This window comes from Pseudomonas kilonensis, assembly GCF_001269885.1.
GTDB lineage: Bacteria > Pseudomonadota > Gammaproteobacteria > Pseudomonadales > Pseudomonadaceae > Aquipseudomonas > Aquipseudomonas kilonensis.
In genome coordinates this window covers 1006501-1017761 of sequence record NZ_LHVH01000017.1, presented here as the reverse complement: position 1 = coordinate 1017761, position 11261 = coordinate 1006501, and the positions used below count along the sequence as shown (strand labels likewise).

Below are 11261 nucleotides of genomic sequence, written 5' to 3'. Positions count from 1 at the left end.
GTGAACCTCTTCGAAAAAGGTACGAACATGCAACGGAATGCAACCACTCAATTTCCCATCCTGTTGGTCCATGGGTTGTTCGGGTTTGACAGGATCGGCGGTTTCGAACTTTTCCATGGCATCAAACTAACCCTACGCGCAGGCGGTGCCCGGGTGTTCATCCCGTACCTGTCGGCCACCCATTGCAACGAGGCCAGAGGCGAACAACTGCTGGCGCAAATCGATCGGGTCCTGGCCGGCACCGGTGCCGCCCGGGTCAACCTGATCGGCCACAGCCAAGGTGCGCTGGCCGCCCGGTATGCCGCCGCGCTGGCACCCGACAAAGTGGCCTCGGTCACGTCGGTCAGCGGTCCCAACCATGGTTCCGAACTGGCCGACTTCCTGCACAAGGCCCTTACCCCCGGACGCTTGCCGGGGCATGTGGCAAGGGGCGTCGCCACACTGTTCGCCGATTTCATCTCGCTGCTTGACGGGCAGGCGCAGCTATCGCCCACCGCCGTCGCCGCGCTGGCGACGTTGACCACTGAGGGTGTGGGCACCTTCAACGACAAATACCCCCAAGGCCTGCCGAAGCACTGGGGTGGGAACGGCCCGGACCGGGTCAATGGCGTGCGCTACTACTCATGGAGCGGTACGTTGCGCGAGGCTACGGGGCAAGCATCGGAGCCTTTGCAGGGTTTCTGCCGCGCCTTTTCCGACTACTTCATCACCGAAGCCGAGCAGAACGACGGCCTGGTCGGACGCTTCAGTTCGCACCTGGGCAAGGTCATTCGCTCCGACTATCCAATGGACCATATGGAGGCCATCAGCCCAGGAGCCGGCATATCACGCAAGGGTACAGACCCCACAGAGCTTTACCTGCGCCACGCCGAGCGCCTGCGCAAAGCCGGCCTTTGATCGCCGGGTCCAAGGTTTTGACGCAATTTTGACAACAACCCGTCAATGAATCCGGTAGGCTCAACACCTTTAACTACATCGAAAGGAATTTCCCTCATGGCCAAAGCCACTGCCCGCCACATCCTGGTTTCCACCGAAGACAAGTGCAACGAACTCAAGGCCCAGATCGAAGCCGGAAAAGATTTCGCCGAAGTAGCCAAGGCCAACTCCACCTGCCCGTCCAGCCGTCAGGGCGGCGACCTGGGTTCGTTCGGCCCGGGCCAGATGGTCAAGGAATTCGACACCGTGGTATTCAGCGCACCGATCAATGTGGTCCAGGGCCCGGTCAAGACCCAGTTCGGCTACCACCTGCTGGAAGTCACCAGCCGTCAGGACTGATCCCGGTACAGATACCCTTCACTCAAGGGTGATGTGATTCATTGTGGCGAGGGGATTTATCCCCGCTGTGGGAGCAAGGCTTGCCCGCGATGAACGATAACGCGGCTTAGCTGTTGGACCGTGGCGCGGCCATCGCGGGCAAGCCTTGCTCCCACAGGTCTTGCTCCCACAGATAAATCCCTTCTCCACAAGGGCTGGCGATTCATGCGCCGCTCGCGTACAAATCGTGTCATCGATCACCCGGCTTTAAGGCTGACAATGCGACTGGCGTTCCCTTCCCTGCTATTGACTGCCGTGGTCCTGCTGACAGGCGCCGTCGGCGCCGATGCAGCACCGCAACATGCCCTGACTGTCTATGGCGAACCGGCCAAATACGCCGAAGGCTTCGGCCACTTCGCCTACACCAATCCCCAGGCCCCCAAAGGCGGGACTATGCGCCGCTCGGCCATCGAGATCGGCCACTTCGACCATGTGCTGCCGTATATCGACAAAGGCATCGGCGTCAGCCAGATCGACGGGATGCTGTATTCGCCACTGGCCCAGCGCTCGCTGGATGAGCCCTATACCGTCTACGGCCTGGTGGCGCAGAAGATGGAGCGAGCCGACGATGGCCTGTCGCTGCGCTTCTACCTGAACCCGAAGGCGCGCTTCGCCGATGGCAAACCCATTACCGCCCAGGACGTGCGCTACAGCTTCGAGCTGTTGATGACCCAGGGCAGCCTGCGCTATCGCACCCAGTTCGCGGCGGTCAAGGACGTCGTGGTCGAGGACGAACGCACCGTTCGCTTCAACTTCAAGAACAACGAAAGCCGTACCCTGCCCCTGGACATCGCCACCCTGCCGGTCTTTCCCGAACACTGGTGGAAGACCCGCGACTTCGCCAACGGCGGCGGCTACGAGGCCCCGCTGGGCAGTGGCCCCTACCGGGTGAGCAAGGTCGATTCCGGGCGCAGCATTACCTTCAAGCGCAATGCCGATTGGTGGGGCAAGGACCTGCCGGTCAGTCGTGGGCTCTACAATTTCGACCATTTCAGCATCGAGTATTTTGGCGACACCGACGTCGCCCGCCAGGTGCTGCGCGGCGGCGCCTATGACTACAACCGCGAATTCTCCGCCACCGGCTACGCCATCGGCTATGACGGCCCGGCCCTGCAGGATGGTCGCCTGCAAAAGGCCCACCTGGCCACCCAAGCCCCCCAGACTGCCCAGGGTTTCGTCTTCAACCTGCAAAAACCGCAGTTCCAGGATCGTCGTGTGCGCCAGGCCCTGGCGATGCTCTGGGATTTCGAATGGAGCAATCGCCAGATGATGCGCAACGTCTATGTGCGTCAGCAGAGTTACTTTTCCAACACTGACCTTGCCGCCCGGGAACTGCCCGATGCCGGCGAACGGGCGATTCTCGAGCCCTTGCGCGGGCAGATTCCCGACGAAGTCTTCACCCAAGTCTTCCAGGCTCCGAAAACCGACGGCAGCGGCGTGATCCGCGACAAGCAACTGCAAGCCCTGGCGCTGCTGGAACAGGCCGGCTGGAAACCCGACGGCGACCGCTTGGTGAATGCCGAGGGCGAGCCGCTGAGCTTCACGTTCCTGAACAGCCAGAACGGTATCGACCGCCTGCTGCTGCCCTATAAACGAACCCTGGCGCAAATCGGCATCGACATGAGCATCCGCCATATCGACGCGTCCCAGTACGTCAATCGCCTGATGAGCCGTGACTACGACATGATCATCACCGGCTACCCCGTCAGCACATCGCCGGGCATGGAGCTCTACAACTACTTCGGCTCGGCGGCCGCCAACGACCCGGGGGCCAACAACTACATGGCCTTGCAGAACCCGGCGGTGGATGCCCTGATCGACGGCCTGGTCAAGGCCACGACCAAAGCCGACATGCTCCACCACGCCCGTTCACTGGACCGGGTGCTGCAATGGAATTACTACTGGATTCCCAACTATTACCCGCCGGGCAGCTCGACCGTGTGGTGGAACCGCTTCGGCATCCCGAAAGTTCAGGCCAGTAATGACGAAGCCATCGAAAGCTGGTGGGAAGTGAGCACCACTCCGTTGACCAACGAGCAGATGCGCGCCGAACGCATCAAGCGCGGCACACCCGGAGGGCCGCATTGATGTGGGCTTATATCGCGCGACGCCTGCTGCTGATCATCCCCACGCTGGTGATTATCCTGCTGGTGAATTTCGTCATCGTGCAGGCCGCGCCCGGCGGACCGGTGGAACAGGCCATCGCCCAGCTGCAAGGCATCGGCGGCGCCAGTGTCGGCGGTTCGGGCAATGCCATGACCGGCAGCTCCCGCGCCAGTCGCGGCCTGGATCCGCAACTGATCAAGGACATCGAGAAACAATACGGCTTCGATAAACCGGCCCACGAACGCCTGTGGCTGATGCTCAGCAGTTACGCTCGCCTGGACTTCGGCAAGAGTTTCTTCCGCGGCGCGACGGTCACCGACCTGATCCTGGAAAAGATGCCGGTGACCATTTCCCTCGGGCTCTGGGCGACGCTGATCACGTACCTGGTGTCGATCCCCCTGGGCATCCGCAAGGCGGTGCGTCACGGTTCGGCATTCGATGTCTGGAGCAGCACGGCGATCATCATTGGCTATGCGATGCCGGCGTTCCTCTTCGCGATGTTCCTGATCGTGGTGTTCGCCGGCGGCACCTCGCTGAACTGGTTTCCGGTGCGCGGGCTGGTGTCGGATAACTTCGAGTCGCTGTCGACGCTGGGCAAGATCGCCGATTACTTCTGGCACCTGGTGCTGCCCGTGACGTCGCTGGTGATCGGCGGCTTCGCCACCCTGACGATCCTGACCAAGAACTCGTTCCTCAATGAAATCACCCGCCAGTACGTGGTCACCGCGCGGGCCAAAGGCATGAGCGAACAACGGGTGCTGTACGGTCACGTGTTCCGCAACGCGATGCTGCTGGTGGTATCGGGCATTCCCCAGGCGTTCATCAGCGTGTTCTTCGCCGGCTCCTTGTTGATCGAGGTGATTTTTTCCCTCGACGGCCTCGGACGCATGAGCTACGAGGCCGCGGTCTCCCGGGATTATCCGGTGGTGTTCGGCTCGTTGTTCATCTTTACGCTGTTCGGCCTGCTGATCAAACTCGTCGGCGACCTCTGCTACACCCTGGTGGACCCGCGCATCGACTTCGCCGCGAGGAACGCCTGATGTTCAAGTTTTCCCCCTTGGGCCGCCGGCGCTTCGAACGTTTCAAGAAAAATCGCCGGGGCTGGTGGTCGCTGTGGCTGTTCATCGGCCTGTTCATCCTGAGCCTGGGCGGCGAGTTGATCGCCAATGACAAGCCGCTGGTGGTCAGCTACCAGGGTTCGCTGTATTTCCCGGTGTTCAAGCGCCATACCGAACAGGAATTTGGTGGGCAGCTGCCGTTCCAGGCCGACTACCGCAGCAGCTACGTGCAGAACCTGATTCACAAGGACGGCGGCTGGCTGTGGTTCCCACCGATCCCGTTCAGCGACGACACACCCAATTACGACCTCAACCAACCGGCCCCGAGCCCACCCTCGACCGTGAACTGGCTGGGCACCGATGACCAGTCCCGGGACGTGCTGGCCCGGGTGATCTTCGGTGCGCGGGTGTCGATCCTGTTCGCCCTGGCCCTGACCGCCATCAGCGCGCTGATCGGTATCGCCGCCGGTGCATTGCAGGGGTATTACGGTGGCTGGGTGGATTTGCTCGGGCAACGCTTGCTGGAAGTCTGGTCCGGGCTGCCGGTGCTCTACCTGCTGATCATCCTGTCCGGCTTCGTCGAGCCGAATTTCTGGTGGTTGCTGGGGATCATGGCGCTGTTTTCCTGGCTGGCCCTGGTGGACGTGGTCCGCGCCGAGTTCCTGCGCGGGCGCAACCTGGAATACGTGAAAGCCGCCCGGGCGCTGGGTTTGTCGGACCGCAAGGTGATCGTGCGGCATATCCTGCCCAACGCGATGAACGCCACCCTGAGCTATCTGCCCTTCATCCTCACCGGGGCGATCTCCACCCTCACCGCCCTGGATTTCCTCGGCTTCGGCATGCCGGCCGGCAGCGCGTCGCTGGGGGAACTGATCGCCCAGGGCAAGCAAAACCTGCAAGCGCCGTGGCTGGGGCTGACGGCGTTTTTCACCCTGGCACTGATTCTTTCTCTACTGGTGTTTATCGGCGAGGCGTTGCGAGACGCGTTCGACCCACGATCATGAAACGGCCATGAAGCAGAACCTTGAGATGAGCGACAACCTGATCGAAATCCGCGACCTGAGCGTGGCCTTCAACGACCAGACGGTGGTGCGCAACCTGTGCCTGGACATCCGCCCCGGCGAGTGCCTGGCCCTGGTGGGCGAGTCCGGCTCCGGCAAGTCAGTGACGGCCCACTCGATCCTGCAATTGCTGCCCGAGACAGAAGCCCGCACCACCGGCAGCATTCGCTACCGCGGCCAGGAACTGCTTGGCGCCGAGGCCAAGATCCTGCGGGAGTTGCGCGGCAACCGGATCGCGATGATCTTCCAGGAACCGATGACCTCGCTGAACCCGCTGCACAGCGTCGAGAAGCAGATCGGTGAAACCCTGATGCTGCACCGGGGCCTGGGCGGCAAAGCGGCGCGCCAGCGCATCCTCGAACTGCTGGCCCTGGTGGGTATCCAGAAACCTGCCGAACGCCTCAAGGCCTATCCCCACCAACTGTCCGGCGGCCAGCGGCAACGGGTGATGATCGCCATGGCCCTGGCCTGCGAGCCGGAGCTGTTGATCGCCGACGAACCGACCACCGCGCTGGACGTGACCGTGCAGCGCAAGATCCTGTTGCTGCTCAAGTCCTTGCAGCAACGGCTCGGCATGTCCTTGCTGCTGATCAGCCACGACCTCAACCTGGTGCGCAGCATCGCCCAACGGGTGTGCGTGATGAAGGCGGGAGAAATCGTCGAACAGGCGCCTTGCGAAACCCTGTTCAGCGCACCGAAACATCCCTACAGCTGCGAGTTGCTGCACGCCGAACCGGAAGGCGAAGCCCTGCCCCGGGACGAGCGCGAAAACGTGTTGCAGGTGCAGGACCTGCGCGTGAGTTTTCCCTTGGGCGGCGGGCTGTTCCGGCGCAAGGAATACTTGCGCGCCGTGGACGGTATCAGCCTGAGCATCCAGCGCGGCAAGACCCTGGGCATCGTCGGCGAGTCCGGTTCCGGCAAGTCCACGCTCGGCCAGGCGATCCTGCGGCTGATCGACTCCGAAGGCAGCATCCACTTCCAGGGCCAGGCCCTCGATCAGCTGTCGCACAAGGCACTACGGCCATGGCGCAAGCAGATGCAGGTGGTGTTCCAGGACCCGTTCGGCAGCCTCAGCCCGCGCATGTCGGTGCAGCAGATCATCAGCGAGGGCCTGGAGGTCCACCAGCCTTCCAGCGCCGAACAGTGTGAAGCCCGGGTGATCCAGGCCCTCAAGGAGGTCGGCCTCGACCCTTCGACCCGTCATCGCTACCCCCACGAGTTCTCCGGCGGCCAGCGCCAGCGCATCGCCATTGCCCGGGCCTTGGTGCTCAAGCCAGCGTTGATTTTGCTGGACGAACCCACCTCGGCACTGGACCGCACCGTGCAGAAACAAGTCGTCGCCCTGCTCCGTCAGCTCCAGGAGAAGTACGACTTGACCTACCTGTTCATCAGCCACGACCTGGCGGTGGTCCGCGCCTTGGCCCACGACATGATCGTGATCAAGGACGGCAAAGTGGTCGAGCAAGGCGCCAGCCATGACGTGTTCGACTCGCCCCAGCATCCTTATACGAAGGAGCTGTTGGCGGCGGCGCATCCGGGGTGGGCATAATCGGCGTTATGCAGTTGGACCGCGTCGCGGCCTTCGCGAGCAAGCCCGCTCCCACAGGTGCTCTCGATCGTTCATACGAACACAATCCAATGTGGGAGCGGGCTTGCTCGCGAAGAGGCCCGAACAGAACCCACACATTCTGGAATTATCATGAACCCCACCGAAAGCCTCAAGGATTATAAGCGCGTCCGCACGCTGGCGATCCGTTCGTTGTTCGAGATCATCGAGCAGTCCAGCGAAGGCACGGTGATTGTCGACCGTGACGCGAATATCGTCTGGATGAACGAACGCTACGCCCGCCGCTTCGGCCTGAACTCGGCGCAGGAGGCGATTGGCCGGGCGTGCGAAAGCGTGATTCCCGGCAGCCTGTTGCGTGAAGTGGTGCGCACCGGGCGCCCGATCCTGCTGGACATGCAGGACACGCCCAAGGAACCCCTGGTGGTGATGCGCCTGCCGATCCACGACAGCGCGGGTGCGGTGATCGGTGCCATCGGCTTTGCCTTGTTCGATGAGTTGCGCAGCCTGTCACCGATGCTCAAGCGCTACCTGAGCATGCAGGAAGAACTGGCCTCCACCCGCTCGCTGCTGCGGGCGCGCCAGACCAAGTACAACTTTGCCCATTTCATTGGCACCAGCAACGCCGGCCTTGAGGTCAAGCGCCGTGCCCGGCGCAGCGCCAGCGCCGATTCGCCGGTGCTGCTGCTCGGCGAAACCGGCACCGGCAAGGAACTGCTGGCCCAGGCCATCCACAGCGCTTCGCCGCGCGCCCACAAGGCGTTCGTCAGCATCAACAGCGCGGCGATTCCCGAGTCGCTGCTGGAAGCCGAATTCTTCGGCACCGCCCCGGGGGCCTTTACCGGGGCCGACCGCAAGGGCCGCGCCGGCAAACTGCAGATCGCCCAGGGCGGTACGCTGTTCCTCGACGAGATCGGTGACATGCCGCTGCCGCTGCAAAGCAAACTGCTGCGCGTGCTTCAGGAAAAGGAATACGAACCGGTGGGCTCCAATGAGGTGCTGCAAAGCGACGTGCGCATAATCGCCGCCACCTCCATGGACCTGGAAGCAGCGATCAAGCGCGGAGAGTTCCGCGCCGACCTGTATTACCGCCTCAACGTGTTGCCGATCCAGGTCCCGCCGTTGCGCGAGCGCCTGGAAGACTTGCCGGCCCTGAGCGAAGCGATCCTTGAAGAACTGCGCAGCCAGCATGAACTGAACCACGCCGCCCTCGACCTGCTGCGGCAACACGCCTGGCCGGGCAACATCCGCGAACTGCGCAACGTGCTGGAACGGGCCGCGCTGCTCAGCGATGACCTGGTGCTCACGGCGGCGGACATCCGCGCCGCCATCGGCACGTTCATACCGGTAACCCACACGGCAAGCCCGAGCCTGGAACCGTTGCCGCAAGAAACTTTCAGCGAGGCCCGGGCACGCTTCGACCGGCAGTTGATCGAAACCACCCTCGTGCAATGCGGGGGCAAAGTGGTTGAAGCGGCCGAGCGGTTGGGGTTGGGGAGGTCGACGCTGTACAAGAAAATGGTGGCGTTGGGGATTGCCGAGTCTCAATAGAGAGACTCTATTCTCAAAATATAGACTACTGACTTTGGAGCGCTTCGCGCTCATCGCGAGCAGGCTCGCTCCCACATGGGATAGCGTTTCTCCTGTTCAACGCGGTCAACTGTGGGAGCGAGCCTGCTCGCGATGAGGCCAGCCCAGCCCATAAAAATCTCAAAACAGAGACAAAACCTTCACCCTCACCCTAAAAATTTAAAAAATTTCCTTATATTTCAGCCAGTTACACACCTGGCACAAAACTCGCTAAAGCCCCCTCCACAGCTTCACCACAACAATAACAATCCAGGAGACACACCATGAGTGTGATCATTGCCTTGGCAGCCCTCACGCTGCTGATGGTCGCCGCCTACCGTGGCTACAGCGTTATCCTCTTTGCCCCCATCGCCGCCCTCGGCGCCGTCCTGCTCACCGACCCGTCCGCCGTCGCCCCTGCCTTCACCGGGGTGTTCATGGAAAAAATGGTCGGCTTCATCAAACTGTATTTCCCGGTGTTCCTGCTCGGCGCGGTGTTCGGCAAATTGATCGAGCTGTCGGGGTTCTCCCGCTCCATCGTTGCCGCGGCGATTCGCTTGCTGGGGACGCGCCAGGCCATGCTGGTGATCGTGCTGGTCTGTGCCTTGCTGACCTATGGCGGTGTGTCGCTGTTCGTCGTGGTGTTCGCGGTGTACCCGTTCGCCGCCGAGATGTTCCGCCAGAGTAATATCCCCAAGCGCCTGATCCCGGCCACCATCGCCCTCGGCGCGTTCTCGTTCACCATGGACGCCCTGCCCGGCACGCCGCAGATCCAGAACATCATCCCCAGCACATTCTTCAACACCACCGCCTGGGCCGCACCCTGGCTGGGCGTGATCGGCACGATCTTCGTGTTCAGCCTCGGCATGCTGTTCCTGCAACGCCAGCGCAACAAGGCCCAGCGTGTGGGCGAAGGCTACGGCACCGAGTTGCGCAACGAGCCGGAAACCGCCGAAGACATCAAGCTGCCAAACCCCTGGATCGCCGTTTCGCCGCTGCTGGCGGTTGGGCTCATGAACCTGTTGTTCACCCAGTGGATTCCCCAGTGGTATGGCAAGACCCACAGCCTCGCGCTGCCAGGCATGACAGCCCCGGTCACCAGCGACATCGCCAAGCTCACCGCGATCTGGGCGGTGCAGGCGGCGTTGCTGGTGGGCATCATCATGGTCTTGCTGTTCGGTTTCCGGGCCATTCGCAGCAAACTGGCCGAAGGCAGCAAGAGCGCCGTGGGCGGTGCGTTGCTGGCGGCGATGAACACTGCGTCGGAATACGGCTTCGGCGCGGTCATCGCATCCTTGCCGGGTTTCCTGGTGCTGGCCGACTGGCTCAAGAGCATTCCCAACCCACTGGTCAACGAAGCGGTGACCGTCACGCTGTTGGCGGGCATCACCGGCTCCGCCTCGGGCGGCATGAGCATCGCTTTGGCGGCGATGTCTGAAACCTTTATCAGCGCCGCACACGCCGCCAACATTCCTCTGGAAGTGCTGCACCGAGTGGCGGCCATGGCCAGCGGCGGCATGGACACCCTGCCCCACAACGGCGCGGTGATTACCCTGCTGGCGGTGACCGGGCTGACCCACCGCGAAGCCTACAAAGACATTTTCTGCATTACGCTGATCAAGACCCTCGCGGTGTTCTTCGTGATCGGTGTGTTCTACGCCACTGGCATTGTGTGAGGTTCCCATGACAACCCCTCTTTCGGGCAAGACCGCCCTGGTCACCGGTTCTACCAGCGGCATCGGCCTGGGCATTGCCCTGAGCCTGGCCAAGGCCGGGGCCAACCTGATCCTCAACGGCTTTGGCGATGCCTCGGCGGTAATCGCCGAGGTGCAACAGTTCGGCGGCAAGGTCGGTCATCATCCAGCCGATGTCAGCGACCCAGCGCAGATCGCCGACATGCTCGCCTACGCCGAGCGCGAGTTCGGCGGCGTGGACATCCTGGTGAACAACGCCGGAATCCAGCACGTGGCCGCCGTGGAGGATTTCCCGGTGGAGCGCTGGGACTTGATCATTGCCATCAACCTGTCCTCGGTGTTCCACGCCACCCGCCTGAGCCTGCCGGGCATGCGTGCCAAGGGCTGGGGGCGGATTATCAACGTCGCCTCGGTGCACGGCCAGGTCGGCTCGGTGGGCAAGGCGGCGTATGTCGCGGCCAAGCATGGGGTGATCGGTCTGACCAAGGTGGTCGGCCTGGAAACCGCCACCAGCAACGTGACCTGCAACGCCATCTGCCCGGGCTGGGTGCTGACGCCGCTGGTGCAAAAACAGATCGATGATCGCATTGCCACCGGCGTCGATCCGCAACAGGCACAGCATGACCTGCTGGCCGAGAAACAGCCGTCCCTGGAATTCGTCACCCCGCCGCAACTGGGGGAACTGGTGCTGTTCCTGTGCAGCGAAGCCGGCAGCCAGGTGCGCGGCGCGGCGTGGAATATCGATGGTGGGTGGTTGGCTCAATAAACTCCTTGCGATCCCTTGTGGCGAGGGGATTTATCCCCCATTTGTGGGAGCAAGGCTTGCCCGCGATGCCCGCTCCGCGGTTTAACAGCAAAACCGCGTTTTCGTTCATCGCGGGCAAGCCTTGCTCCC

9 protein-coding genes are annotated in these 11261 nt (G+C 62.5%); all 9 read left to right on the top strand.

Annotated features, from left to right (window positions below; translation table 11 throughout):
• Nucleotides 1-27 precede the first annotated feature (27 nt).
• The 9 genes from AD662_RS11045 to AD662_RS11005 all read left to right on the top strand — a co-directional run bounded on the left by AD662_RS11045 (nucleotide 28) and on the right by AD662_RS11005 (nucleotide 11132).
• Entirely contained in the window at nucleotides 28-897 is an 870-nt protein-coding gene (locus AD662_RS11045) for an esterase/lipase family protein (protein WP_018608056.1), read from the top strand.
• 96 nt (nucleotides 898-993) lie between these two features.
• Nucleotides 994-1275, top strand: a complete 282-nt coding sequence (locus tag AD662_RS11040) for a peptidylprolyl isomerase (protein WP_053178838.1) — start codon at nucleotides 994-996, stop codon at nucleotides 1273-1275.
• Nucleotides 1276-1533: 258 nt separating this feature from the next.
• Nucleotides 1534-3402: an extracellular solute-binding protein gene (locus AD662_RS11035; RefSeq protein WP_053187160.1), complete on the top strand. Its 1869-nt coding sequence runs from the start codon at nucleotides 1534-1536 to the stop codon at nucleotides 3400-3402.
• Nucleotides 3402-4460, top strand: coding sequence for a microcin C ABC transporter permease YejB (locus AD662_RS11030; RefSeq protein WP_018608051.1), 1059 nt, complete (start codon nucleotides 3402-3404; stop codon nucleotides 4458-4460). The genes AD662_RS11035 and AD662_RS11030 overlap by 1 nt, the downstream gene beginning before the upstream one ends.
• Entirely contained in the window at nucleotides 4460-5482 is a 1023-nt protein-coding gene (locus AD662_RS11025; RefSeq protein ID WP_018608049.1) for an ABC transporter permease, read from the top strand. Before AD662_RS11030 ends, AD662_RS11025 begins: the two co-directional genes overlap by 1 nt.
• 25 nt (nucleotides 5483-5507) lie before the next feature.
• A complete protein-coding gene (locus AD662_RS11020) occupies nucleotides 5508-7088 on the top strand; it encodes an ABC transporter ATP-binding protein (protein WP_053187312.1) in 1581 nt (526 codons plus the stop codon).
• Between the two features lie 150 nt (nucleotides 7089-7238).
• Nucleotides 7239-8654, top strand: coding sequence for a sigma-54 interaction domain-containing protein (locus tag AD662_RS11015; protein WP_018608046.1), 1416 nt, complete (start codon nucleotides 7239-7241; stop codon nucleotides 8652-8654).
• Between the two features lie 302 nt (nucleotides 8655-8956).
• A complete protein-coding gene (locus AD662_RS11010; protein ID WP_018608044.1) occupies nucleotides 8957-10348 on the top strand; it encodes a GntP family permease in 1392 nt (463 codons plus the stop codon).
• A gap of 7 nt (nucleotides 10349-10355) precedes the next feature.
• Nucleotides 10356-11132: a 3-hydroxybutyrate dehydrogenase gene (locus AD662_RS11005; protein ID WP_053187157.1), complete on the top strand. Its 777-nt coding sequence runs from the start codon at nucleotides 10356-10358 to the stop codon at nucleotides 11130-11132.
• Nucleotides 11133-11261 lie beyond the last annotated feature (129 nt).

Bases quoted from the DNA above. Each gene is read 5' to 3' on its own strand.
- AD662_RS11045 (WP_018608056.1), top strand. From the start codon at position 28: ATGCAACGGAATGCAACCACTCAATTTCCCATCCTGTTGGTCCATGGG.
- AD662_RS11040 (WP_053178838.1), top strand. From the start codon at position 994: ATGGCCAAAGCCACTGCCCGCCACATCCTGGTTTCCACCGAAGACAAG.
- AD662_RS11035 (WP_053187160.1), top strand. From the start codon at position 1,534: ATGCGACTGGCGTTCCCTTCCCTGCTATTGACTGCCGTGGTCCTGCTG.
- AD662_RS11030 (WP_018608051.1), top strand. From the start codon at position 3,402: ATGTGGGCTTATATCGCGCGACGCCTGCTGCTGATCATCCCCACGCTG.
- AD662_RS11025 (WP_018608049.1), top strand. From the start codon at position 4,460: ATGTTCAAGTTTTCCCCCTTGGGCCGCCGGCGCTTCGAACGTTTCAAG.
- AD662_RS11020 (WP_053187312.1), top strand. From the start codon at position 5,508: ATGAGCGACAACCTGATCGAAATCCGCGACCTGAGCGTGGCCTTCAAC.
- AD662_RS11015 (WP_018608046.1), top strand. From the start codon at position 7,239: ATGAACCCCACCGAAAGCCTCAAGGATTATAAGCGCGTCCGCACGCTG.
- AD662_RS11010 (WP_018608044.1), top strand. From the start codon at position 8,957: ATGAGTGTGATCATTGCCTTGGCAGCCCTCACGCTGCTGATGGTCGCC.
- AD662_RS11005 (WP_053187157.1), top strand. From the start codon at position 10,356: ATGACAACCCCTCTTTCGGGCAAGACCGCCCTGGTCACCGGTTCTACC.